This window comes from Parafrigoribacterium soli (assembly GCF_040227235.1).
In the GTDB taxonomy this organism is placed as follows: Bacteria; Actinomycetota; Actinomycetes; order Actinomycetales; family Microbacteriaceae; genus Parafrigoribacterium_A; species Parafrigoribacterium_A soli.
In genome coordinates, this window is the sequence record NZ_JBELNZ010000003.1 from 547,692 (window position 1) to 572,545 (window position 24,854).

General features: G+C 66.7%; 24 protein-coding genes. 17 read left to right on the forward strand and 7 right to left on the reverse strand.

Going from position 1 to position 24,854, the window contains the following annotated elements; all coding sequences use genetic code 11:
- Positions 1-17: 17 nt before the first annotated feature.
- From ABUA37_RS10950 to ABUA37_RS11010, 13 genes are all read left to right on the forward strand, one after another.
- Complete coding sequence (locus ABUA37_RS10950; RefSeq protein ID WP_349899226.1) at positions 18-1,217, forward strand: class I SAM-dependent methyltransferase; 1,200 nt, start codon at positions 18-20, stop codon at positions 1,215-1,217.
- 44 nt (positions 1,218-1,261) lie between these two features.
- The gene (locus ABUA37_RS10955; protein WP_349899227.1) at positions 1,262-2,293 is read left to right on the forward strand and encodes a LacI family DNA-binding transcriptional regulator; all 1,032 of its coding nucleotides are present in this window, start codon (positions 1,262-1,264) and stop codon (positions 2,291-2,293) included.
- A gap of 86 nt (positions 2,294-2,379) precedes the next feature.
- Positions 2,380-3,306, forward strand: coding sequence for a cupin domain-containing protein (locus ABUA37_RS10960; protein WP_349899228.1), 927 nt, complete (start codon positions 2,380-2,382; stop codon positions 3,304-3,306).
- A gap of 5 nt (positions 3,307-3,311) precedes the next feature.
- Complete coding sequence (locus ABUA37_RS10965; protein WP_349899229.1) at positions 3,312-4,487, forward strand: MFS transporter; 1,176 nt, start codon at positions 3,312-3,314, stop codon at positions 4,485-4,487.
- Positions 4,488-4,610: 123 nt separating this feature from the next.
- The gene (locus ABUA37_RS10970) at positions 4,611-5,477 is read left to right on the forward strand and encodes a branched-chain amino acid ABC transporter permease (RefSeq protein ID WP_349899230.1); all 867 of its coding nucleotides are present in this window, start codon (positions 4,611-4,613) and stop codon (positions 5,475-5,477) included.
- Positions 5,474-6,565, forward strand: a complete 1,092-nt coding sequence (locus tag ABUA37_RS10975) for a branched-chain amino acid ABC transporter permease (protein ID WP_349899231.1) — start codon at positions 5,474-5,476, stop codon at positions 6,563-6,565. The genes ABUA37_RS10970 and ABUA37_RS10975 overlap by 4 nt, the downstream gene beginning before the upstream one ends.
- A gap of 29 nt (positions 6,566-6,594) precedes the next feature.
- Positions 6,595-7,884 (forward strand): ABC transporter substrate-binding protein, encoded by a 1,290-nt coding sequence (locus tag ABUA37_RS10980; RefSeq protein ID WP_349899232.1) that lies wholly within the window; start codon positions 6,595-6,597, stop codon positions 7,882-7,884.
- Positions 7,884-8,690 (forward strand): ABC transporter ATP-binding protein, encoded by an 807-nt coding sequence (locus ABUA37_RS10985; protein ID WP_349899233.1) that lies wholly within the window; start codon positions 7,884-7,886, stop codon positions 8,688-8,690. The genes ABUA37_RS10980 and ABUA37_RS10985 overlap by 1 nt, the downstream gene beginning before the upstream one ends.
- On the forward strand, positions 8,687-9,397 hold the full coding sequence (locus ABUA37_RS10990; RefSeq protein WP_349899234.1) for an ABC transporter ATP-binding protein: 711 nt from the start codon (positions 8,687-8,689) through the stop codon (positions 9,395-9,397). Before ABUA37_RS10985 ends, ABUA37_RS10990 begins: the two co-directional genes overlap by 4 nt.
- Positions 9,398-9,443: 46 nt before the next feature.
- On the forward strand, positions 9,444-11,099 hold the full coding sequence (locus tag ABUA37_RS10995; RefSeq protein ID WP_349899235.1) for an amidohydrolase: 1,656 nt from the start codon (positions 9,444-9,446) through the stop codon (positions 11,097-11,099).
- A complete protein-coding gene (locus ABUA37_RS11000; protein WP_349899236.1) occupies positions 11,096-11,569 on the forward strand; it encodes a RidA family protein in 474 nt (157 codons plus the stop codon). The genes ABUA37_RS10995 and ABUA37_RS11000 overlap by 4 nt, the downstream gene beginning before the upstream one ends.
- Before the next feature lie 72 nt (positions 11,570-11,641).
- Complete coding sequence (locus tag ABUA37_RS11005; protein WP_349899237.1) at positions 11,642-12,583, forward strand: NAD(P)-dependent oxidoreductase; 942 nt, start codon at positions 11,642-11,644, stop codon at positions 12,581-12,583.
- Positions 12,583-13,896 carry a M24 family metallopeptidase gene (locus ABUA37_RS11010; protein ID WP_349899238.1) on the forward strand — a complete coding sequence of 438 codons (1,314 nt, stop codon included), beginning with the start codon at positions 12,583-12,585 and terminating at the stop codon, positions 13,894-13,896. Before ABUA37_RS11005 ends, ABUA37_RS11010 begins: the two co-directional genes overlap by 1 nt.
- Before the next feature lies 1 nt (position 13,897).
- Here the strand turns inward: ABUA37_RS11010 and ABUA37_RS11015 are convergent, their stop codons facing one another.
- Genes ABUA37_RS11015 through ABUA37_RS11025 form a run of 3 tightly spaced genes read right to left on the reverse strand, consistent with a single transcriptional unit; the run spans position 13,898 to position 16,694 of the window.
- A complete protein-coding gene (locus tag ABUA37_RS11015; protein ID WP_349899239.1) occupies positions 13,898-14,413 on the reverse strand; it encodes a hypothetical protein in 516 nt (171 codons plus the stop codon).
- Between the two features lie 21 nt (positions 14,414-14,434).
- Positions 14,435-15,232, reverse strand: coding sequence for an alpha/beta fold hydrolase (locus ABUA37_RS11020; protein WP_349899240.1), 798 nt, complete (start codon positions 15,230-15,232; stop codon positions 14,435-14,437).
- Positions 15,233-15,269: 37 nt separating this feature from the next.
- A complete protein-coding gene (locus ABUA37_RS11025; protein WP_349899241.1) occupies positions 15,270-16,694 on the reverse strand; it encodes an MFS transporter in 1,425 nt (474 codons plus the stop codon).
- 61 nt (positions 16,695-16,755) lie between these two features.
- Here ABUA37_RS11025 and ABUA37_RS11030 point away from each other — a divergent pair, with 61 nt between their 5' ends.
- Both ABUA37_RS11030 and ABUA37_RS11035 read left to right on the forward strand, forming a co-directional pair.
- On the forward strand, positions 16,756-17,163 hold the full coding sequence (locus ABUA37_RS11030) for a MarR family winged helix-turn-helix transcriptional regulator (protein ID WP_349899242.1): 408 nt from the start codon (positions 16,756-16,758) through the stop codon (positions 17,161-17,163).
- Positions 17,164-17,287: 124 nt separating this feature from the next.
- Complete coding sequence (locus ABUA37_RS11035; protein ID WP_349899243.1) at positions 17,288-19,441, forward strand: ATP-dependent Clp protease ATP-binding subunit; 2,154 nt, start codon at positions 17,288-17,290, stop codon at positions 19,439-19,441.
- 3 nt (positions 19,442-19,444) lie between these two features.
- On the opposite strand, the gene ABUA37_RS11040 is transcribed toward ABUA37_RS11035, so the two are convergent.
- Entirely contained in the window at positions 19,445-19,876 is a 432-nt protein-coding gene (locus ABUA37_RS11040) for an Lrp/AsnC family transcriptional regulator (RefSeq protein WP_349899244.1), read from the reverse strand.
- A gap of 126 nt (positions 19,877-20,002) precedes the next feature.
- On the opposite strand from ABUA37_RS11040, the gene ABUA37_RS11045 reads away from it, so the two are divergent.
- Positions 20,003-21,037 carry an ornithine cyclodeaminase gene (locus tag ABUA37_RS11045; protein ID WP_349899245.1) on the forward strand — a complete coding sequence of 345 codons (1,035 nt, stop codon included), beginning with the start codon at positions 20,003-20,005 and terminating at the stop codon, positions 21,035-21,037.
- 14 nt (positions 21,038-21,051) lie between these two features.
- A complete protein-coding gene (gene ctlX, locus ABUA37_RS11050; protein ID WP_349899246.1) occupies positions 21,052-21,984 on the forward strand; it encodes a citrulline utilization hydrolase CtlX in 933 nt (310 codons plus the stop codon).
- Positions 21,985-22,050: 66 nt separating this feature from the next.
- Here the strand turns inward: ctlX and ABUA37_RS11055 are convergent, their stop codons facing one another.
- The 3 genes from ABUA37_RS11055 to ABUA37_RS11065 all read right to left on the reverse strand — a co-directional run bounded on the left by ABUA37_RS11055 (position 22,051) and on the right by ABUA37_RS11065 (position 24,788).
- Positions 22,051-23,043 carry an LLM class F420-dependent oxidoreductase gene (locus tag ABUA37_RS11055; RefSeq protein WP_349899247.1) on the reverse strand — a complete coding sequence of 331 codons (993 nt, stop codon included), beginning with the start codon at positions 23,041-23,043 and terminating at the stop codon, positions 22,051-22,053.
- 34 nt (positions 23,044-23,077) lie between these two features.
- Entirely contained in the window at positions 23,078-24,166 is a 1,089-nt protein-coding gene (locus tag ABUA37_RS11060) for a threonine aldolase family protein (protein ID WP_407075378.1), read from the reverse strand.
- Positions 24,167-24,350: 184 nt separating this feature from the next.
- On the reverse strand, positions 24,351-24,788 hold the full coding sequence (locus ABUA37_RS11065; protein WP_349899249.1) for a hypothetical protein: 438 nt from the start codon (positions 24,786-24,788) through the stop codon (positions 24,351-24,353).
- Positions 24,789-24,854: the final 66 nt, after the last annotated feature.

Here is a 24,854-nt window from a genome sequence, read left to right on the forward strand (position 1 = left end):
GCGGGTACCGTGACGGGGTGACACCGTTCTCGTTCGACGCCCTGCGGCGCTGGCCCGACCCCGAGGCCGACAACCTGTTCGCCGTCGATGCTGCAGACAGGCTGATTCTGGATGAGGCTGGCGCCGCACTCGAGGCCAGCGCGCCCGGCGAGGTGGTCGTCATCGGCGACCAGTACGGAGCCCTGACCCTCGGCGGTGCCGCCCTGCACGGGGTCGAGGGGGTTCGCGTGCACCAGGATGCCCTGTCGGGGGAACGTGCGCTCGCGGCCAACGCCGCGTCTCTCGGCGTTGAAACCTATGACTCGCTCCCACTCGATGCCACGCTCCTCGGGGGCGCGCAGGTCGTGCTGCTGCGCTTGCCGCGCAGCCTCGACGCGCTCGATGAGATCGCCGGCCTCATTGCGACGCATGCGGCCGCGGACGTAACCGTCTATGCCGGTGGCATGATCAAGCACCTCGCGCTGGCCATGAACGAGGTGCTCGGGCGGCACTTCGGCGAGGTGCGGCCGGGGCTCGCGCGGCAGAAGGCGCGGGTGTTGACGGTGACTGGGTCCCGCGGCGATCCTTCGGCCCTTCGAGATGGTTGCAAAGCGACCTCCTCCGGGCAGGCAGGCTCAGGGAACGAGGAGTGGCCACGGCGCGAGTTCCATGAGGAGTTCGGCCTCTGGGTGTGCGCACACGGCGGTGCCTTCGCCGGAACCCGCGTCGATATCGGAACCCGGCTCCTGCTCGAGGTGCTGGGCGAGGCGAAGCCGGATGCCGCATCCGCCATAGACCTGGGCTGCGGCACCGGCCTGCTCGCCGCCGCACTCGCGAAGGCGAGGTCCGCCATCTCGGTGATCGCGACCGACCAGTCGGCTGCGGCTGTCGCATCCGCTCGGGCCACGATGGAGGCGAACGGCCTAGGTGACCGCGTGACCGTCGTGCGTGACGACGGCCTCGCCAGCCAGCCGGATGCCTCTGCCGAACTGATCCTGCTGAACCCGCCCTTCCACATCGGGGCGACCGTTCACTCGGGAATCGCGCCGCGGCTGTTCGAGGATGCGGCGAGGGTGCTCGCGCCCGGTGGCGAGCTCTGGACGGTGTTCAACTCGCACCTCGGCTATCGCCCAGCGCTCGAACGCATCGTCGGGCCGACCAGACAGATTGCCCGCAATGCGAAGTTCACGGTGACGGCGTCCACTCGGAGCCTCAGCATTCGTCCAGCAGGAGAATAGCTCGTAGTCTTAGCGCCACCGTCGAGTTGAAAGAAGGAGCCTCCGTGGTCATCGACCCCCTGCACCGCGTGACGATCGACGACGTGGCCGATCGAGTCGGCGTGCACAAGGCCACGGTTTCGCGGGCGCTCAACGCGCGCACCCGGCACCAGGTGAATGAGAAGACGGCCGCGCGCATCACGGCGATCGCGCAGGAGCTGGGCTACGTTCCGAACGCGATGGCGAGGGGCCTGCGCACGAGCAGCTCGATGACGATCGGGGTCATCATCCCCGACCTCACCAACCCGTTCTTTCCGCCGATCATCCGAGGCATCGAGAACTACCTTCAGCCCCGGGGCTACACCGCCCTGCTCGCGAACACCGATGACTCCGAGGCCATCGAGCGGGCAGCCCTCGACTCGCTGCTCGGCCGCCGCATCGACGGTCTCGTGGTGGCCTCCGGTTCGCTGCAGAGCTCGACGCTCGCCGACGCGCACCAGGCCGGCGTCTTCGCCGTCATGCTCAACCGCGATGCCGGCGGCATCCCGTACCCGCTCGTCACCGGCAACGACGCCACGGGCATCGCGGCCGCCGTGGCCCATCTCGCCGACCTCGGTCACCGCCGCATCATGCACATTGCGGGCCCGGCGTATTTCTCCACGAGTGGAACGCGCGCCGATGCCTTCCTGGCGGCGTGCAGGGGAATCAAGGGCGTGACCGGCTCGGTGGTCGAGGCCGCCGCACTCTCGGTCGAGGCAGGCAGCCAGTCGATGGATCGTGTGCTCACCGAGCGCGGCCCGCGGCCCACCGCGGTCGTGGCCGGCAACGACCTCGTGGCGCTCGGGGTTCTGAGGAGCCTGCGTGCGCACGGTCTCAGCTGCCCTGGGGACGTTTCGGTGGTCGGATTCAACGACATCGAATTCGCGCAGGATTCGAACCCGCCGCTCACCACAGTGCACGTGCCCATGCTCGAGATGGGTACAGAGGCGGCGCGGATGCTGCTGGAGGCGATCGACGCCAGGACGCAGGAGCCCGAGACCGTGCGGGTGCCGGTGTCGCTCATCGTGCGCGGCTCGACGGGGTCAGCCCCCGCTTGAGACCGGCCGAGCGCCCAAAAAATTTGTACAGGAGAAGTGAACAGTTCGGCTAGCATGTAGCAATCGTTTGCAGGAGGGATTGCGCCATGTCTCGATTCGTCGTCCGCCGCGGTGCAGAGGCCGCGTATCTTCCGCCGGGCCTGCTCATTCCCGGCGCAATCGGAATCGACCGTTGGCGCTGCGTCGGCGAGGAGGACGGTTCCGCGCACTCGGACTTCGGCATCGTGCGCATCGAGCCGCACGGGCGGAGTGCGTCCCACGTTCACTCCTTCGAATACAGCTTTCACGTCATCGAGGGTGAGGCGGTGCTGGCCACACCCGAAGCAACGGTGCGACTCGTCGCGGGCGACTACGGAGTGGTGCCGATCGGTGTGCCACATCGCTGGAGCGGCTCGGGCGAGAAGACCGCGCTGATCGCGGATCTCATCACGCCCCCGGCCCGCGCGAGGCACGCCAGCGATACCTTTCAGGTGCCCGAGCTCCCGCGGGTCGACCCCATCGACGTCGACACTCGCGACCCCCGCACCCGATCCTTCGGCAACGTGACCAAGCAGCAGCTCAGCCCCGGTCGTCAGTCGCAAGAGCTGCTCGCGGTCTCGGCGAGCATGCGCACGGCGCTGCTCGTCTACAGCGGAATCTCGCTCAAGATGATGGTCGACTCCGACCTCGGTGCCACACTGTCCGCGATGTTCATGGTGCAGTACGAGCCGGACGGCAAGGCCGGTGCGCACGATCATCCGCTCGAGGAGTCGTACCTGGTAATCGACGGCGAGGTGCTCGCGACCTTCGATGGCGAGGAGTTCCTGCTCGGCCCTGGTGACTTCGCCTGGGCGGGCGTCGGCTGCATTCACTCCTTCGCGGCCACCGGCAGCGAGGTGCGCTGGCTCGAGACCCAGGCTCCGCAAATGCCGCCACGCCACGCCTACCGCTTCGCGCGGGACTGGGACTACCTCGAAGACAAGCTCGCCGGCGAGGACTTTCCGGCTCCGATTCCGCTGCGCAACGCCGAGTGAGCCGGATGCCGCTTCCGCGGTCAGCGCCCCGCTGGCTGCGCCCGACGCTCGTGCTTCCCTTCGCGGTGTTCTGGTCCACCATCGACCGCGCCATCGTGCTCCCGATGGTCCCCACGATCGCGGCGGACTTCCACGCTGCCACGGCGCTGACCGGCTGGGCGATCACGGGGAATGCGCTCGCCTACGCGGTGCTGCAACTGCTCTGGGGTCCGCTCCAGATGAAACTCGGTCGCGTGAACGTGCTGTGGAGCTCTGCGGCAATCGGTACCCTCGCCGCGATCGTCAGCGCATTCGCCCCGACCCTGCCGCTGTTCATCGCCGCGCGCATCATCTCGGGAGGCGCCTGGGCCGCCACCTTCTCCGCCGTGCTCGTCTACCTCGGTGAGACGCTCGTCGCATCGAAGCGACCGGCCGCGATGTCGAACCTCGCGACCGCGACGGCCCTGGGGCTGGGGCTCGGCACCCTCGGCGCCGGTGCCTTCGCCGAGTGGGCATCCTGGCGCTCTGTCTTCGTGGTCTACGCCGTGGGCGGCGCCGTGCTCACGGTCATCCTGTCGCGGCTGCCGGAGCCCGAACACAACAGCGACGAGCGGATAGTGCCGCAGCTCGCGAGGATTGGGAGGAGTCCGTGGATGCTGGGGCTGTTCGCCTTTACCATCCTCGAGGGCACGCTGCTCATCGGAATCTACAACTTTCTGCCGCAGGCGCTCGAGCTCACCGGCGAGGGAGTCTTCGTCTCCGGCCTGGTCACGGCAGGCTTCGGAGTCGCGGTGATCGTCGTGAGCCAGGGCATGAAGCTCATCGTTGCGCGAGTGAAGCCCTGGGTGCTCATGCTGTCGGGCGGACTCTTCGCCGTGGCCGCCTTCGCCATCCTCGCCGCCTGGATCACCCCGATCTCTGTGCTCGTCGGCGCCTCGATGCTCGGCGTCGCCTGGGCGCTCGCACACACCACTCTGCAGACCTGGATCACGGATGCCGCCACGCCGGCTCGCCCGATGGGACTGACATTCTTCTCAATATCGCTCATGCTCGGCGGTTCGCTGGGGGCGGCTCTCGGCCAGGCGGCCGTGGACCGCAACGCGTTTCCGATGCTCTTCGTTCTCGCCACGGTGGGCTCGCTGGTCTTCGCCGCGTCGGGTGCGATGGGACGTCGCCGGTACCGCCTCGTTGAGCGCCACTGAACTCGTTGCTATATTGTGATCAATCAGACTGCACAGAGGTTGACTTTTGTACAATCGATTGCAAGGCTGTAACTCGCATAGCCCCAGCTCATCCACAACGTCGCGGAAGGCTCTGAAACCCACGTGTTAGATCCCGTGTTCATCGCGCAGCAGGCACTGAACGGTCTCAGTGAAGCCGCGGTGTTCTTCCTGCTCGCGAGCGGCTTGACTCTCGTCTTCGGCCTCATGCGCATTGTGAACATGGCCCATGGCGCCTTCTACATCATCGGTGCCTACGTGGGCATCGCCATTTCGGCGCTCACGGGCAATCTCTTCCTCGCCCTCATCTCGGCGGTCGTCGTGGTTGCGGTGATCGCCCTGATCACCGAGTTCGGCCTGCTGCGCGCCGTGCGCGGCCAGGAGCTTCCCGAGGTTCTGCTCACCCTCGGCATCGCCTTCGTCGTCGGAGACGTGTGCCTCTGGATCTTCGGCGGCAACCCCGAGAACCTGTCGAGCAGGGCGATGCCCTCCGGCGGCTTCGCCATCGGATCGGCATCGTTCCCCTGGTACAAGGTGCTTGTCATGGCCATCGCGCTCGTGATCGGCATTGCGCTGGCCATCGTGCAGAACAAGACCCGCATCGGAGCGATCGTCAGGGCCGGCGTCGACGACCGCGAGACGATCTCGGCGATGGGGATCAACATCCGCTGGGTCTTCACGGGCATGTTCATTGTCGGTGCATCCCTCGCGGCGATCGGCGGTGTGCTGGACTCGGGAATCGCGAGCATCCTGCCCTCCGGCGGCAACGAGGTGTTGCTGAAGGCGCTCGTGGTGATCATCGTTGGCGGGCTCGGCAGCGTGTCGGGCGCCGCGGTGGGAGCCGTGCTCATCGGTCTCATCGACGTCTTCGCGAAGGTGTGGATCCCCGAGCTGTCGTACTTCACGATCTTCCTGCCGATGGCCCTCGTTCTCGTCATCAAGCCCACTGGACTCTTCGGGAAGAAATCATGAGCAACCCGCTGACCCGCGCCACTCCCGTCGTTCGATCGGCCACGGGCCTGATTCCCACGATCTCCGGTCGCGGGGGAGGTCGCGGCACGCACCTCGTGCAGTACCTGATCGTCGCCGCGGTGGTCGTCTTCCTCGTCGCGCTGCCGTACCTGGGAGTCACCAAGTTCCAGGTCGGTCAGACGACGACGATCCTCATCGCGGCCATGGCCGCCGCCAGCGTCAGCTTCCTCGTCGGAGAAGCCGGACTCGCATCGCTCGGCCACGGCGCCATCGCCGGAACCGCGAGCTACGGCATGGCCTGGGCCTTCCACCAGGGCTGGGACCCGACGCTGTCGATCGTGCTCGCCATCGCGCTCACCCTCGCGGTCTCGCTCATCTACGGCCTCCTCACGATGCGCACCTCCGGCATCTACTTCCTCATGGTGACGCTCGCCATTGGAATGCTCATCTACGGTCTCGCCTTCCGCATGTCGAGCGTCACCGGCGGCGACAACGGGCTGCTGCTCCAGCGACCCGAGTGGATCAACGCGCGAGAGAACTGGTGGATCTTCTACTACCTCGTTCTCGCCCTCCTCATCGTCACGACGCTCGTGCTCTGGGTCGTCGCGCGTTCGCCATTCGGCGCCAGCCTTCGCGGCGTGCGCGACAACGAAAGCCGGATGCGCAGCCTCGGATACTCGGTGGCGGGCTACAAGGTCGCCGCCTTCATGATCTCCGGTTTCGTTGCGGGCATCTCCGGAGTGCTCGGAGCGTGGAACACCCAGTCGGTGAGCCCGGAAAGCGTCAACGTCGAGACCTCCATCCTGCTGATCGTCATGGTGATCCTCGGTGGAGTCGGCACGCTACTCGGGCCGCTCGTCGGCGCGACCATCGTCATCCTGGTCAAGTTCACCGTGTCGAGCTACGTGGACCGCTGGCAGACCCTGCTCGGAATCGTCTTCATCGTCGTCATCCTGCTGGCCAGGGAGGGCGTCGTCGGAAGCATTGGGAAGCTCACCAACCGGATCCGTAAGCGGCGTGCGCAGCGTGCCGCGGCCGGAGACGTCCCAGAGGCCGGCGCATCCGCGTCGAATGTCAGTCACACCTGATGAAAGGAAACAGCATGATGTCAAGGAAGATGTCAGTCCGCACCCGCGCTTTCGCGGTTGCCGGACTAGCCGTCGCCACCGCGCTCACCCTCGCTGCGTGTGCTCCTCCCGGAGCAGCGCCGAAGAGTGAGACCACCGCGAAGTCGGGCACCCTCAAGGTCGGCTTCATCTCTCCGACGAGTGGTGTCTTCGCCATCGCCGGCCAGCAGATGGAAGACGGCTGGAAGTTCTTTTGGGACCAGGCCAAGAACAAGGCCGGCGACATCACGGTAGAGACCACCTACGAAGACGACGCCGGCGACGTCAACCAGTCGCTCGCGAAGGCGAAGCAACTGGTCGAGCAGGACGGCGTCGACGTGGTCGTCGGCCCCCTCATCGCGAACACCGCATCCGCGGTCGCGGCCTACACGTTCAGCCAGGGTATTCCGAACCTCGAGCCGGTGGCAGCGTCGAACAACCTGACGCTCAGCGGCGCGAACGACCTCACCGTGCGCACGAGCTCCATGGGTGGCACGCAGGCGAACTACCCCGGCGGCCAGTGGGCGGCAACGAAGGGCAACGCCAAGACGGCGGTCACCCTCTGCTCCGACTACTCGTTCGGCTGGGAATCCTGTGCGGGATTCAAGCAGGGCTTCGAGGCTGAGGGCGGCAAGATCGTCAAGCAGCTCTGGGCGCCGAACGGCACGACGGACTTCTCGTCCTACGTCTCCCAGCTGCAGTCGCTGAATGCCGACATGATCTATGTCGCCACCGCTGGTGGAGCTCCTGGTCCGGCCTTCCTCAACGCCTACTCGGGCGCGGGCGGCGACATGGACAAGCTCCTGCTCAACTGCTGCGCGCTCGACCAGGGCACCCTGGTGTCGCTCGACAAGGCGGGCAACGGCGACAAGATTGTCGGCGTCAAGTCGGTCAGCTACTGGGCCGAGGGTGCCGAGCACAAGGCGACTCAGGCCTTCGTCAAGAAGTACACCGAGGCGACTGGCACGATTCCCGGTGCGTACATCGCCGGTGGGTACATGACGGCAGACCTCGTCTCGCAGGTGCTCAAGAAGCAGGGCCTGGTTGTCGGTGCTGACCTCGTGTCGAGCATCACCAAGTTCAAGTTCGATGACAGCATCTTCGGCAAGGTCTCGTGGGAGAAGGGCAACAACATGGTCGCCCCGGTCTACGTGCGCGAGGTCAAGCGTCACTCCGATGGCAAGCTCTACAACGACGTGCTCGAAGAGTACGACAGCGTCTCGCAGTACCTCGGCAAGGACGAGAAGGCGATGATCGAGCAGGACAAGAGCAAGCCGTACACCAACGCGTTCCAAGGCTGATGACGAACATCACGGCAACGGCGACGGCTCCGGACCCTCACGGGTCCGGGGCCGGAGCCCCCGTGCTCACCATCGAGGGCGTCGGCAAGCGCTACGGCGGCATCCAGGCGGTCGACACGATCTCGCTCACTCTCCACGCGGGCGAGCGGATCGGCGTCATCGGACCGAACGGTGCGGGCAAGACGACGCTGTTCAAGATGATCGCGGGAGATGTGCTGCCCACGTCTGGTTCGATCGAGTTGTTCGGCAGGGATGTCACCAGGGTCGGTGCGGCACGGCGTGCACGCATGGGCGTTGGACGCACCTTCCAGATCTCGAATCTCTTCCGGGATATGAGCGTTCTCGACAACGTGCGTGTCGCGGCCCGCGGTGGCGAGAGCAGTGCTCGCGTCTTCTGGTGGCCTCAGCGCAGCAAGGATGACGCGACCGATCGCGCGATGGACGCCCTCAACAGTGTCGGCCTCGACGATCGTGCGGCGGATGTCGTCACCGACCTTTCGCACGGCGAGCAGCGCCAGCTCGAGATCGCCATGGCTCTCGTCGGCGATCCCAACATCCTTCTCCTCGACGAGCCGGCCGCGGGCCTCTCGCCGGGCGAGCGCAGCGTCCTCAAGCACCTCATCGAGGACCTGCCACGCACGCTCCCCATCCTCCTCATCGAACATGACATGTCGCTGGCACTCGGTCTCACCGACCGCGTCATGTGCATGGAGAACGGCAAGCACGTCATCACGGGCACACCGGAGGAAGTGCGCAGCGATGAGACGGTGCGCGAGATCTACCTGGGAAGGCGGGACAAACAGTGAGCCTCGAAGTGACCGGACTGCACGTCGGCTATGCGGGCGCCGAGGTCCTGCGGGGAATCAACCTCACGGTCGCCGCCGACGAGACCGTCGCGCTGCTCGGGCGCAACGGCATGGGCAAGACCACGCTGGTGCGTGCCATCTGCGGGCTGCGGCCGCCCACCACGACGGCGGGAAGCATCGTCTACGACGGCGCGGACATCACCAAGCGCACGAGCTTTCAGATCAACCGTGCCGGCATCGCGATCGTGCCACAGGGGCGCCACATCTTCGGGTCACTCACCGTGCTCGAGCACCTCTCCGTCGTGCGCAAGCGCAAGCCGTCGAGTGGCGAAGCGTGGACGGCGGAGCGCGTCTTCGACTTCTTCCCCAGACTCTCCACGCGGCAGAAGTCGCTCGCGAAGTCGCTGTCCGGCGGTGAGCAGCAGATGCTCGCGATCGGCCGAGCTCTGATGACCAACCCGTCGTTGCTTGTGATGGACGAGCCGAGTGAAGGCCTGGCTCCCACGGTGCTCGACGTCATCCAGGATCGCATCGAGGGACTTCGCGGCACGGGCCTCTCGGTTCTCATCGCGGAGCAGAACGTGGACCTCGCGCTCGACATGGCGGATCGCGTCGTGATCATCGATGACGGGGAGAACCCGTGGACCGGGACTCCAGCCGAACTCCGTAGCGACGTGCAGACCCTCGAGCGCTACCTCGGCGTCTAAACCTCGCTAGTCTCACGCCTCAACGATTCCGGAACGGAGCCACATCATGACTGCCCCGCACGCAGCGGCGCCCGTCGACCTGCTGTTGACCGGTGGCCGGATCACGACCCTCGCGCCAGAGGGCGAGGGCCCTGGCGAGGCGCAGAGTCTCGCGATCGCCGGTGGTCGGGTGCTCGCGGTCGGGACTGATGAGGAGCTCGCCGCATACGCTCCCCAGGCGCGCCGGGTCATAGACCTCGGCGGTCGCAGGGTGATTCCGGGACTCATCGATTCCCACATCCACGCCGTGCGCGGGGGCGTCAGCTGGCTGGTCTCGGTGCACTGGGATGGCATCCGCTCGATCGCGGATGCGCTCGGCATGATCCGCGAACGCGCGGCAGAGATTCCGGCAGGGGAGTGGATCCCGGTGATCGGTGGATGGCACCGGCGACAGTTCGTCGAGGGCCGGATTCCGACGCCGGCCGAACTCACCCAGGCCGCTCCGCAGCATCCGGTGTACATCCAGGAGACCTACGACATCGGCGTGCTGAATGCCGCAGGCATGGCGGCGTGCGGTTGGGCGGATGCCGCGGCTGAGAACCCGGCACGCGGCTCGCTCGAGCGCGACGCGGCCGGTGCTCCCACGGGAGTGATTTTCGGCATGGGAGCGTTCACCGTGCCGACCCTGCTCGCACTGACGGTGGACCACGAGCAGGCAAAGCTCGGCACGGCCGCCATGAGTCGCGAGTTCGCCTCGCACGGTCTCACCGGCGTCAACGACGGCGGTGGCCTCCTGCTCCAGCCCTCCGACTACGACGCGCTGTTCGACCTCTGGCGCGAGAACGGGCTTTCGCTGCGGTTCCGCCTGTTCATCTCGGCCTGGGAGCGCGGCTCTGAGCTCGCGAACTACACGAGCTACACCGGCATCCAGCAGCACGATTTCGGCGACGGCATCGTCAAGGTCTCCGGCGTGGGTGAGGTAGTGCACCTGGGCTGCCACGACCTCGAGGGCATGGAGGACTTCCAGGTCGCCGACGAGGCGGCCGATGGCTTGCTCGAGATCAGCCGGATGTGCGCGGCCCGCGGCTGGCGGATGTCGATGCACGCCGTCCTCGACGACACGCTCGGGCGCGTGCTCGACGCGTGGGAGAAGGTGCAGTCAGAGACCGCCGGCGTGACGGGCAATCGCTGGTCGATCGTGCACGCCGATGCCGCAAGCGACGCGAACCTCGACCGGATGGCCGCCCTAGGCCTCGGTGTGCTGGTGCAGAACAGGCACGTGCTGAAGGGCGGCGACTACGTCGAGCACTGGGGTGCCGACGAGGCCGCGCACGCCCAGCCCATTGCCGCACTGCGCCAAAGGGGCATCCCGATCGGTGCGGGCACCGACGCGACCCGGGCGAACTGGTACTCCCCGTGGGCCTCGATCGCGTGGTTCGTCACCGGTAGGTCCGTCGACGGCACCGGCCTGCGCGCGCCGCAGCATCTCATGAGCCGCGAGGAGGCGCTGCGTGCATACAGCGCGGACGCCGCCTGGTTCACGGGTGAGGATGACCACCGCGGCACGCTGCTTCCCGGCTTCGACGCCGACCTCACGGTGCCCACGCTCGACCCGCTGACCTGCTCGGACGACGAGCTCGCAGACATCCGCAGCGAACTGACCATCATGGGCGGTCGAGTCACCTGGGCAAGCGCCCCCTTCACGAATGGAGTATCAGAATGAACGCGCAGATTCCACCGCCGCGACCGGTCGCGAGCGGCGCCTCGGAGGTCATCCATCACGAGGGCTACGACGCCGAGATCGTGAGCCCGTTCGTGCCGGTGATCCGTTCGGTGTCGAACGCGAGGCTGGTGTTCATCAGCGGCGTGACGGGCGCTCCCGTCTATCACGATCATCCACACGTGCCGGCCGTGTTCGATGCCGTGCCCCGCGAGATCGACGGACAGGTGAAGAACCTGTTCGAGAACCTCGATCACGCGCTCACGGCCGCGGGCGCACAGCGTTCAGACGTCGTGAGCATGGTGCGCTTCTTCACCAACATCGAGGAAGACCAGGATGTCGTCAACCGGGTGCAGGGCGCCTGGTTCGGCGGCCACATCCCCACCAGCACCACCGTTGAGATCAAGCGCCTGGCCACCGATCCGCGCCTGCGGCTCGAGATCCAAGTGATCGCGGCGGTTCCCGCAGCCTAACCATCACGGCGCACGACCCCTTCCGTGCGCCGCCGACTACAATCGATTGCACGTCTTGCGAAAGGACACAGCATGCCAGACACCTCACTTCCCACCGTCGGCTGGATCGGCACAGGACGGATGGGCTTCCAGCTCGCCAAGCGGCTGCTGCGTGCCGGTTACGACGTCGCCGTCTACAACCGCACGAAGGCGAAGGCCGAGCCGCTCGCAGAGTTCGGCGCCACGATCGTCGACTCCCCGGTCGAGCTCGCGAGCCGCGACATCGTGTTCAGCATGGTCTCCACGGGCAAGGACCTCGAGGAGGTCATGCTCGGTGACGGGGGGCTGCTGACCCACACCTCGGCCCAGCCCGGAATCATCGCGGATTCCTCGACCGTCGACACCGACACCAGCAAGCGGATGCGCGCGGCGGCTGAAGAACGCGGCATCGGCTTTCTCGCCACCCCGGTCTCCGGAAACCCCAAGGTCATCGCCGCGGGCAAGCTCACTGTGGCCGTGTCTGGCCCGCAGGATGTCTACGAAACCGCACTGCCGCTGCTGCAGACCTGGGGCCGCGGCGTCACCTATGTCGGCGACGGCGAACTGGCCCGCATCGTGAAGATCGCGCACAACGTGTTCCTGGGGGTCGTCATCCAGTCGGTGGTGGAGATCACGCTGCTGGCCGAGAAGTCGGGCGTCAAGCGCAGCGACTTCCTCGCGTTCCTCAACGACTCCGTCATGGGCTCGCCGTACACGAAGTACAAATCGCCGGCCCTCGTGAACCTCGACTTCACGCCGACCTTCACGCCGGTGCTGCTGCAGAAGGACCTCGACCTCGGCCTCGAGGCCGCACACGAACTCGGTGTGGTCATGCCGATCGCGGGCCTCACCCGGATGATCGTGGCGAGCGAGGTAGGCGGCGGCAACACCCAGCAGGACTTCGCTTCACTCATCATGAGTTGGGCGAAGCACTCCGGCATGGAGCTCGAGCCTGAGAACGTGCCGTTCGACGACGGCCTCGACCCGGAGGACTGATGAGCGGCAATCACGAGCACGGCTACAAGCCGAGCCGCCTCTTCGAGAGGCCATCGCAGCGCCCGACAGACGTGCGTCCCCTGGGGGCACCCGGGCAGATGGCCGTGGACTACGAGCACCGCGTCAACTTCGACAGGCTGCGCGAATACCGGCTCGGGCGCGCGCAGGCGGCACTCGAGGCGAGCGAGTGCGGGGCGTTCCTGCTCTTCGACTTCTACAACATCCGGTATGCGACGCAGACGTGGATCGGCGGAGCGCTCGGCGACAAGATGATCCGCTACGCCCTGATCATGCGAGGGCAGGAGCCGATCCTCTGGGACTTCGGCTCGGCGGTGAAACACCACAAGCTCTACTCCGACTGGACTCCCGAGGAGAACTATCGCGCGGGCTTCCTGGGCTTCAAGGGCGCGGTGAACCCCACCGGCGGTGCCGACCTCATGGTCGATGCGGTCAAGGAGATCAAGTCGCTGCTCATGGAGCACGGCCTCGCCCACTCGCCCGTCGGTCTCGACATCATCGAACCGCCCTTTCTGTTCGAGATGGAGCGCCAGGGTCTCAAGATCGCGGACGCCCAGCAGGCGATGCTGGATGCCCGCGTCATCAAGAACCAGGACGAGATCATGCTGCTCAATCAGGCCGCGGCCATGGTGGACGGTGTCTACCAGGACATCGTCGACGCGTTGAAGCCCGGCGTGCGGGAGAACGAGATCGTCGCGCTCGCGAACGCTCGCCTCTACGAGTACGGAAGCGACCAGGTCGAGGCGATCAACTCGATCTCGGGTGAGCGGTGCAACCCGCATCCGCACAACTTCACCGACCGCATCATCAGGCCCGGCGACCAGGCGTTCTTCGACATCATCCATTCGTTCAACGGCTACCGCACCTGCTATTACCGCACCTTCGGGGTCGGCTGGGCGACCGAGCCGCAGCGCGATGCCTACAAGCAGGCGCGCGAGTGGATGGACTCGGCGCTCGATGCGATCAAGCCGGGCGTCGGGTCCGACCAGGTGGCGGCCGTGCTTCCGAAGGCGGAGGAGTTCGGCTTCGAGAACGAGCTGGCCGCATTCGGGCTGCAGTTCGCGCACGGCCTCGGTCTTGGCCTGCACGAGCGGCCGATCATCTCGCGGCTCAACTCGATGAAGGACCCGGTGGAGATCCGGCCAGGCATGGTCTTCGCGATGGAAACCTACTGTCCGGCATCCGATGGCGTGTCTGCTGCGCGCATCGAGGAGGAGGTCGTGGTGACCGAGTACGGCACCGAGATCCTCACTCGCTTCCCCGCGCAGGAGCTGTTCATCGCCAACGAGTACTGAATCACGCGCCTTCCGGCGGATGGGTGAGCAGCTCGACGCGATGTCGCAGGTACGCGTCGAGCGGCATGCTCATCTCGCCGCCGAGGCTGTGGCTCCAGCGCACGAACGGCTCGTCGCCCCGCACGTAGAGCGGTGCGGTGGAGTCGCGCAAGGCCTCTGTCTCCAGCGTGATCGCGGTCGCGTTGAAGTTCACGGTCTCGCCCTCGGGTAGACCGCTGCGCAGGGCGAGCGCGCGATAGCTGCGCCGCTGTTCGGCCCCGGGTGACTGGAAGGTGGGCCGGCCGGTCTGCATGGCGCGGGTGATCTCGCCCGTCGCGAAGACGCTGCCGTCGCGAGCGAGCAGCAGGACCCCGAGCCGCCAGACCCGGCCGATCGGCTTGAGCACGAGCGGCCGCACGAGACCGAACAGGCGCCGCCGCTCCGTGAGCTCGGCGAGCAGTTCGGTCTTCGCCCTGGCGGCCTCGAGTTCAGCGACCGCATCGACCAACAGACCGCGGATGTCTGCCGGCGCACTCATAGGAGGAGCCTACGACGGGCACTAGGTGGTCACGCGTCCGGCCGCGAAACGCCAGACGGATTCGAGCAGTCGCTGCGGTGCCTCGAGCTGCGGCAGGTGGCCCACCTGCCTGAGCTCCTCGAATTGCGCGCTGGGAATGGCCGCCGCGTATGCCCGGCCATACTCGGGATCGACGATCCCGTCGCTGTCGCCCCACACGACGAGCGTGGGGTGCGCGACGGATGCGAGCCGCTCGCGCAGACCCGGGTCAGCCATGGCGAACTCGCCGCTGTACGCGGCCAGGGCAGCACGATTGCCCGCCATCACGGCCAGCTGCTCGGGTGACATGGTGCTCGGGTCGATGCGGAACGCATCCGGAGCGTAGTAGCTCAGCTCGGCCAGCTCGGGAAAGCTGAGCGAGAAGAAGTCGGCGACGGGGTGGTCTTCGACCTTGATGCCCACGGCGTCAACGAGCACGACCCTGCCGACGCGCGGGCTCGCGAGGAGTGCGATCTCGGCCGCGATCCATCCGCCGATGGAATTGCCGACGACCGTGACGTCGCTGAGGTCGAGCGCCTCGAGCAGTGTCACGTAGACGGCAGCGAGTTGACGGATGCTGCTCAGCGCATCCGGGCGCGCCGTGCCGCCGAACCCGGGGTGCACGGGCGTGATGACCCGCGCATCCCGCTCGGTCGCGAGTACGCCGGCAAAGCCCGCGATGGTGAGCGGACCACCGCCGCCGTGCAGCAGGAGGAAGGTGTGGCCGGTGCCCTGGTCTGAGTAGCTCAGTTCGATGGTTCCGGAATCTGCCGAGGACAGTTCGATCGTGGTGTCGGTCATGTGAATCTCTTTCTGAATGGGGTGGTGGATGGGTGGGTCAATGGTTCTGGTTCGCCTGGCTGAGCGTGACGGTGAGGATTGCAACGGCGGCGAAGAGCGCTGCGAGTACCGCTGCGACGGCATGAACGGCATCGAGGTAGCTGCCTCCCAAGCCGAGTTGCACACCGACGAAGACGCCGAGAACCGCCGGACCGAGCGCCGCACCGAGTTGGCGGAGGGCGTTGTTGGCAGCGCCCGCCATGCCAGCGAGTGAGCCGGTAACCGAGTGGATCGCGACGGCAGAGCTGGTCGCCATGACGAGGCCGCAGCCGAACCCGAAGACGACGAGCCGCCAGAACAGGTCGAGAAACGCGCTGTCGCCCTGCACTCCGAGGAGCGAGGCCATGCCGGCGGCCCCGATGAGCAGCCCGCCGACCAGCACGCGCGGCCCACCAAGACGAAGCTGGATGCCGCCGGCCGCCAGACTCGCGACAAGATTGCCGAGAAAGATGCCCCCGAGGCGCACGGCGATGCCGAGCCCGTCGAGGTGCTGGCTGCTGAAGAACAGACTGAGCACGAAGATATCGCCAGCGATGGCGAAGAGCACAACCGCGGCCGCGACGCCCGCCGCGACGAAACGGGGGGATCGGAACAGGAGCGGACTGAGCACGGGTGAGACGCTCCTGTGCTCGATGACGACGAACAGCGTGGAGCTCACGGCAGCGAGGGCGAACGCGAGCAGTGCCGTGAGCGAAGCCCATCCGGTGGTTCCACCCGTGATCGCCCCAAACGCGAGCGCCGCGATGCCGAGCGCACCGGTGACCTGGCCCGGCAGGTCAAGCGCGCGCTCCGAGGAACCGAGCGATTCACTCGACCGAGAGATGCCGAACACCAGGGTGCCGAGCGCGATCGCGGCGATGGGTGCGAACGACCAGTACCAGTCGAGGGCGGTCATCACCGCCGCCACGAGGAAGGGACCGGCGCCCAGCCCGACGACGACTGCCGCTGCCCAGAGCGAGATCGCCCGAGTGCGCGCCGCCGTGCTTGACGCGGTTGCGGCGATCAACGCGAGCGTCGCAGACATGACGAGCCCGGCCCCGACCCCGGCTAGAGCCTGACCCGCCCACAGCAGGTGGATGGTAGTGAGGCCGTCGAGGGTGCCGGCGGCGACGTCAGCGAGCGAGCCGACAACGGTGAGGAGTAGTCCGAGCACCGTGATGCGCCGCCGTCCGTACCGTTCTGCGAGCGCACCCGCCGATAGAACCGTCACGCTCAGGGCCACCGCAAAGGCGTCTGTCACCCACTGGAGGTCGGCCGTGCCTGCGCCGGTGGCCGCGGCGACCCGCCCGAGCGCTCCGTTCGCCGCGCTGAACGGCAGGTAACTGGCCATCATCGCCAGGCACGCGAACGCGACGGTTGCCAGCGCCGTGCGCCGGGCCGTCGGTGCCGCGGTCGCCAGGTCACCACGAGAGAAATTCGTCATGCAGCACACGCTATATCAACATGCTGATATAAACAAGCTGAGATGAGGATAGACTGGAGCCATGCCTCACGACCTCCGCCGCATGGGACTCTCGATCAAGCGGCTCCAGGTGCGGCATCACCGCGCGGCAGACGAACGTCTCGCGCCGCTCGGGGTCTCGCTCGTGCAGTGGGACGCTCTGCGCCACCTGCACGAGAACCCGGATGCCTCGCTCCACGACCTGGCGCAGCTCACCTTCCAGACCGACCAGTCCTTCGGCACGCTCGCGGCCCGCATGATCGAACGCGGGCTCATCGAGCGCGTGCCGGGACCGGGGCGCGCCGTTCGCCACCGCCTGACGGCGCGGGGAGACGAGGTGCGAGTGCGTGCCGGCGAGGTGCTCCAGGAGGTGTTGGAGGAGTCCTTCGGACCGCTGAGTGCGGAGGAGCGGCAGACGTTCGGTGACCTTCTCGCCAAGCTCGTCGGCTGATCCGAAATATCGCCGTGGGCGAACCGGGATAGGTCGGTTTCGTGCTGCGTTACCGGCCCCACTCGTATAAACTTGAGTCATCCAGGCTCAGGTTTAGCCTGACGAGTCTTCAGGAGCGTAGTAGATGGCCAACATGCAGGGTGCCCCCGCCAGCGACGAGGAGCAGAAGACCGCGTTGCAGAAGTACGGCGTCGATCTCACCGAGATCGCGCGCACCGGCAAGCTCGACCCCGTCATCGGGCGTGATGCCGAGATCCGCCGCGTCAGCCAGGTGCTGACCCGACGCACCAAGAACAACCCCGTGCTCATCGGTGAACCCGGCGTTGGCAAGACCGCCGTGGTCGAGGGCCTCGCCCAGCGCATCGTCGCGGGCGACGTCGCCGATTCCCTCAAAGACAAGCGCCTCGTGAGCCTCGACCTCGCCGCGCTCGTCGCGGGCGCCAAGTACCGCGGCGAATTCGAGGAGCGCCTGAAGGCGGTGCTCAAGGAGATCAACGACGCTGGTGGCGAGATCATCACCTTCGTCGACGAGCTGCACACCCTCATGGGCGCCGGTGCCGGCGAGGGCTCGGTAGCGGCATCCAACATGCTGAAGCCCATGCTCGCCCGCGGTGAACTACGCCTCATCGGCGCCACCACGCTCGACGAATACCGCCAATACATCGAGAAGGATGCCGCGCTCGAGCGCCGCTTCCAGCAGGTGTTTGTGGGCGAGCCGAGCGTCGAAGACACCGTCGCCATCCTGCGCGGCCTCAAGGAGCGCTACGAGGCCCACCACAAGGTGACCATCGCCGACTCCGCTCTCGTGGCCGCGGCATCCCTCAGCAATCGCTACATCACAGGCCGTCAACTGCCCGACAAGGCGATCGACCTGGTGGACGAGGCGGCGAGCCGACTGAAGATGGAGATCGACTCGTCTCCGGTGGAGATCGACGAACTCAAGCGCGCCGTCGACCGGCTGAAGATCGAGGAGCTCGCGCTCAAGAAGGAGAAGGACGACGCGTCGAAGGTGCGGCTTGCCAAGCTGCGCGAAGACCTCGCCGAGAGGCAGGAGGCGCTCGCCGAGCTCGAGAAGCGTTGGCAGGCCGAGAAGTCGTCGCTCACAGGTGTCGGCGAGCTCAAGATGCGGTTGAACGACGCTCGCATCGACCTCGACCGCGCCATGCGCGAGGGCGACTACCAGTCGGCATCCAAGATCAATTACGAGACCATCCCCGCCATCGAGAAGGCGATCGCCCAGGCGGAGAGCGCCGAGCAGTCGGGGCCGCGCATGGTCAACGATCAGGTGACCGAAGACGACATCGCGGCCGTGGTGGCCATGTGGACCGGCATCCCGGTCGACCGTCTCACCCAGGGCGAGACCGAGAAGCTGCTGAACCTCGAGGCGGAGCTCGGCAAGCGGTTGGTGGGCCAGAAGCGTGCCGTCGCCTCGGTGGCGGATGCGGTGCGCCGCTCACGCGCGGGAGTCTCCGACCCCGATCGCCCGACCGGTTCGTTCCTCTTCCTCGGTCCGACCGGTGTCGGCAAGACGGAGCTGGCCAAGGCGCTCGCCGAGTTCCTCTTCGACGACGAGAAGGCCATGATCCGCATCGACATGAGCGAGTACGGCGAGAAGCACTCCGTCGCTCGGCTGCTCGGTGCCCCTCCCGGTTACATCGGCTACGAGCAGGGTGGCCAGCTCACCGAGGCGGTGCGGCGGCGTCCATACTCGGTCGTGCTCATGGACGAGGTGGAGAAGGCGCACCCCGAGGTCTTCGACGTGCTGCTGCAGGTGCTCGACGACGGCAGGCTCACGGATGGCCAGGGTCGCACCGTGGACTTCCGCAACGTCATCCTCGTGCTCACCTCGAACCTCGGCAGCCAGTTCCTCGTCGATGCATCCCTCGACCAGAGCGAGAAGGAGGCGGCGGTCAACGCGCTCGTGCGGCAGACCTTCAAGCCGGAGTTCGTGAACCGGCTCGATGACATCGTCATCTTCTCGCCGCTGTCGATCGAGGACCTTAGCCAGATCGTCGAGCTCTACATCGACCGGCTGTCGCGGCGGCTCGAGGGCCGCAGGCTCGACCTCGCTGTCACGCCGGATGCCCGCACCTGGCTCGCCGAGCGCGGCTACGACCCGATCTACGGCGCCAGGCCGCTGCGGCGGCTCATGCAGACGGAGATCGACGACAAGCTCGCGCGGGCCCTGCTCGCGGGTGAGGTGGTCGACGGCGACACCGTGCTGGTCGGCTTGCAGGTTGACGGCAGCGGCCTCGCTGTCAGCAGGTCGGAGCTCTGAGCCTCAGCGCAGCACGGAACTCAGCAGCAGGCTCGTCTCGCTGTTGACGACGCCCTCGATCGACCGGATGCGGCCGAGCAGTCGGTCGAAACTGGGCAGCGACTCCGTGTGCAGCTCGGCGACCAGGTCCCATCCGCCGTTCGTGGTGTGCAGCGAGTGCACCTCGGGGAAGCCGCGCAGCTTGCGGATGACCTCGTTCGTGGAGCGACCCTCGACCTCGATGAAGGCGACGGCGCGCACGGTGTGAGCGGCGAGCTCCTCGCGCACACGCACCGTGAAGCCGAGCACGACGCCGGAGCTCACGAGTCGTCGCAGGCGGCTGTTGATTGTCGCGCGCGTGACACCGAGCCGATGCGCGAGGCCCGCGATCGGTTCACGTCCGTCGACCCTCAGTTCGGCGATCAGGCGTCGGTCGAGGTCATCCAGGTCAGCCATTGACCATAGTGTACAGACCCTATGCACAATTCGAGCTTCACACCGCGAAAAGGCGTCAGGATCGCGCATTGTGACTGCACTTCGCTCAGTCCTATCGTGGTGGCGAGTGAAGGTAGAGGCAGTTCCATGGTGCAGTTCGTCGGGGTCAACAACGTCATCCGGTGGGTCAGGAACCGCGGCATCGAGACGATTCTCGCCGAGCTCGGCGCCTACCTCGAGCAGGACTATCGCAACTGGCCGGGCTTCGAAGCTGCGCCTCGCGTGGCGAGTCATTCCACCGTCGGCGTGATCGAACTCATGCCCACGAGCAACGGCGAACTCTACGGCTTCAAGTACGTGAACGGTCATCCATCGAACCCGGCGAGGGGTCTGCAGACCGTCACGGCGTTCGGCGTGCTCGCCGATGTCGCCACCGGTTATCCGCTGCTCGTCGCCGAAATGACGGTGCTCACCGCCCTGCGCACTGCCGCGACGTCGGCCATGGCCGCGTCGCGCCTCGCCCGCGCGGACGCGACGACGATGGCGATGATCGGCGCGGGAACCCAGGCCGAGTTCCAGGCCCTCGGCATGCGCGGGGCGCTCGGTATCCACAGCCTGCGCATTTTCGACACCGATCCGGACGCCGTGGCCAAGCTCGTGCGCAACCTCACGCCGCTCGGCTTCGATCTCTATGTCGCGAGCGACGTGGCCGACGCCGTGCGCGGCGCTGACGTCATCACGACCTGCACCGCGGACAAGGTCAACGCCACGATCCTCACCGACGAGATGATCGTGCCGGGCGTGCACCTCAATGCGATCGGTGGAGACTGCCCAGGCAAGACCGAACTCGACGCCGCAATTCTCGAGCGAGCGGATGTCTTCGTCGAGTTCCCGGAGCAGACCCGAATCGAGGGCGAGATCCAGCAGCTCGCCCCCGACTTCCCGGTCACGGAGCTGTGGGAGGTCATCACCGGCGCGAAGACCGGCCGCGCGAGCGACGAGCAGATCACCGTGTTCGACTCCGTCGGCTTCGCGATCGAGGACTTCTCGGTGCTGCGCTTCCTGCGCGACAGCATCCGGGGCACCGGCTTCTTCGATGACATCGACCTCATCGCCGACCCGGACGACCCCAAGGACCTGTTCGGCCTGCTCGCCGACAGCAACGCGCCCGTACCGGCCTGAGCGCACATCGACCCATGTCCACGCAGGCTCCGCGAGCAGCGGTGCTCATCAGGCCGCACCACTTCTTTCCGAACCCGGCCACCGCGGCCGACAACGCGTTCCAGTCCCCGGCGACCGATGACGCCGCCACGCTCGCCGGTCTCGCCCGCGACGAGGTGACGGCTGCGGCGGAACGCCTGGAGGAGCACGGCGTCACGGTGCACCTGTTCGATGACGACGCGCTCGATCATCCGGACTGCGTGTTTCCCAACAACTGGTTCTCCACCCACGCGGGCGGTCACATCGCGATCTATCCGATGCACTCACCGAGTCGCCGCGGCGAGCGGCGCGGCGACGTGATCGAGCTGCTCAAGCGCCGCTATCGCGTGCAGGACGTGGTCGACTACTCCGGGCTCGAGTACGACGACGTGTTCCTCGAGGGCACGGGCGCGATGGTGCTCGATCACGCCAGCCGCGTCGCGTACACCGCGCGGTCGAACCGAGCGAACCCCGTTGCGCTCGAACGCTTCTGCACCAATTTCGGCTACGAGCCCATGGTCTTCGACGCGATGGATGAACTGGGCGCGCCGATTTACCACACCAACGTGATGATGGGGATCGCCACCGAGTTCGTCATGATCGGGCTGTCGATGATTCCGGATGAACGACGCCGCGCCGAGGTCGTCGAGCGTCTCTCCACCGACGGCCGGGCGATCATCGAACTCACGCCCGAACAGGTGCGGAGCTTCGCCGGCAACGTGCTCGAGTTGCGGGCCAGTGGGGGGCGCATCCTCGCTATTTCGGCTCGCGGGCTGGCGAGCCTCGATCCGGCTCAGGTCGCGACGATCGAGCGCAGTTGCGAGATCGTGCCGCTGTCGGTGCCGACCATTGAACTGGCTGGCGGCTCCGTGCGCTGCATGATCGCGGGCATCCACCTGGACCCCCGCCCGGTTTCGCTGGTCGAGTAGGCCGCGACGAAGGAGCAGCCGTATCGAGACCCCCACGCGTTGCAGCCATGTAAGTCTCCGCTGGCATTACTGCAGGGCGGGGATGACCTCGCGCTCGAACTGCTCGATGCCGGAGCGGTCGTACGCGGCCTCGGGGAAGTAATGGATGAAGTAGCCGACTCCACGTTCCTTCATGTCCTTGAGGCGCGCGATGATCTGGTCCGCAGTGCCGACGGCCAGAGCGTTCTCGCCGTGGTACTCGGCGATGAACGCGGCCGCCTTCTCCTTGCCGAGGTAGGGCAGCACCCGTGCCTCGACGGCGTCCAGTCGCTTCTGCACTTCGGCATCCGTGTCGGCGATGATGACGTTGTAGTTCGCGCTGCGGGTGATGTCGTTGAAGTCGCGGCCGATCGCATCCGTGTGGCCACGGAGCACCTCGCTCTTGTGGCTGAACTCGTCAGGGCTGCCGGCGAAGTTCGTGTACTGCGCGTACTTCGCGGCGATGCGCAGGGTGACCTTTTCGCCGCCGCCCGCGATCCAGAGCGGGATGCCGGCAGGCTGCAGGGGCTTCGGGTAGAAGAGTGCGCCATCCACCTGGTAGTGCTTGCCGTTCAGGGTGGCGGTGCCGGTCTCCCACGCCTGCTTCATGATCTGAACACCCTCGTCCAGGCGGGCGAGGCGCTCGCCTGCGCCGGGGAAGCCGTAGCCGTAGGCACGCCATTCGTGCTCGTACCAGCCGCCGCCGATGCCCATCTGGGCGCGCCCCCCCGAGATGATGTCGACAGTGGTGGCGACCTTCGCGAGGTAGGCCGGATTGCGGTAGCTCATGCAGCTGCACATCTGGCCGAGGAGCACGCGGTTCGTCGTCGCGGCGAAGGCAGACATGAGGCTCCATGCCTCGTGGGTCGCCTGATCCGACGGCACCGGAACGGTGTGGAAGTGGTCGTAGACCCAGACGGAATCCCAAGGCCCGGCGTCGGCGTGCGCCGCGAGGCCGTTCATCGCCTCCCAGTGCTTCGAGGGGTCGATATCGACCAGATCGTGACGCCAGCCCTGGGGTATGAACATTCCGAATCGCATGGGCTAAGCCTATTAGACGCCCCTGTGCGGGAGCCTACTTCGCGGCGAGCTCCCGGGTGATCGCGGCGACGAAGGCATCGACGTCCGCCTCGGTCGTGTCGAACGCGCACATCCAGCGCACCTCGCCGGCGGCCGCGTTCCAGTCGTAGAACCTGAACTGCTCGCGGATGCGGTTTGCGGCATCCGTGGGCAGGGTCGCGAACACCGCGTTCGCCTGAGTCTCCTGCGTGAACGCGAGGCCGGTGATGGCTCCGGTCTCGATGCCATGCTCGAGTGTGCGCCGCAAATGGGCCGCCATGTCGTTGGCGTGTGTGGCGGAGTCGAGCCAGAGGGTGCCGTCGAGCAGCGCGATGAGCTGCGCGCTCACGAAACGCATCTTGCTCGCGAGCTGCATGTTGAGCTTGCGCAGGTAGTGCAGTCCCTCGGATGTCTCCGGGTTCAGCACCACGACCGCCTCGCCATAGAGCAGCCCGTTCTTCGTGCCGCCGAAGCTCAGGATGTCGACCCCGGCATCCGTCGTGAAGTCGCGAAGGTCGGCGTGAAGGCTTGCGGCTGCGTTGGCGAGCCGCGAGCCGTCCATGTGCAGCTTCATGCCCTTGGCGTGCACGTGATCGGCGATGGCCTTCACTTCGGCAACGGAGTATGCGGTGCCGAGCTCGGTGGTCTGGGTGATGCTCACGGCGAGAGGTTGGGCGCGGTGTTCGTCGCCCCAGCCCCAGGCCTCGGTGTCGATGAGCTCCGGGGTGAGCTTGCCGTCGGGCGTGGCGACGGTGAGCAGCTTGAGGCCGGCGACGCGCTCGGGGGCGGCGTTCTCATCCGTGTGGATGTGGGCGGTCGTCGAGCAGATCACCGCACCCCAGCGAGGCAGGATCGACTCGAGGCTCAGCACGTTCGCTCCCGTGCCGTTGAACACGGGGAAGGCCTCCGCCTGCTCGCCAAAGTGCCGCTTCACGACCTCCTGCAGCTTCGCGGTGTAGACGTCCTCGCCGTAGGAGATCTGGTGCCCGCCGTTCGCCACCGCGATCGCTTCGAGCACCTCGGGGTGCGCACCGGCGTAGTTGTCGCTGGCGAAGCCGCGGTAGTCGAGGTCGTGGAGGCGCTGAAATTCGGTCACAACGTCAATTCTCTCGCACGCGCGGCGGCGTTTCCCCGTGCCTCACCTTCGTAACTCAGGCATTTTGCGCCTGCAGCGCCTCCCTCTGCCGAAAACCCGGGCACCGCCATCGAAAGCGTGGCACTTTGCCTGAGTTATGACCGACCGACGCCGCGCAGACCGAGCGCGAATCGCATCGGACCGGATCCGCGGCTCAGGAGACGGCGACCTTCATGAGCTCGGCGACCTTCTTCTCCACGGCCGCGCTCCACTGCTTGATTCCGAACGACACGGCCCAGATGTCGCCGTCGTCGAGGTGCGAGGCATCCTGGAACTCGAGGGTCGAGTAGCGAAGGCTGAACTTGCCCGCGTTCTTGAAGGCGACGACCACCTTGCCGTCGGCGTTCATGTACGCGGGCATCCCGTACCAGGTCTTCGGCAGCAGCTCAGGGGCGCTCGCCGTGACCACGAGGTGCACGTGTTCGGCGATGACTCGGTCATCGGGCGTCATCTTCTCGATGGCCTCAAGGAGCGCCTGCAGACCGTCGGCCTGCTTGGCGCCCTTCTTGCCCTCCGCGCGCAGTTCAGCGGCGCGCGCCTTCATGGCCGCCCGCTCCTGCGCGGTGAAACCGCCGCTGTTACCCATGGACATGATGACCCTCCCTCGCTGGGCGAACGACGCCCTCAGGGAAAGGCTAGGCGCGATGGCCCACTCCCG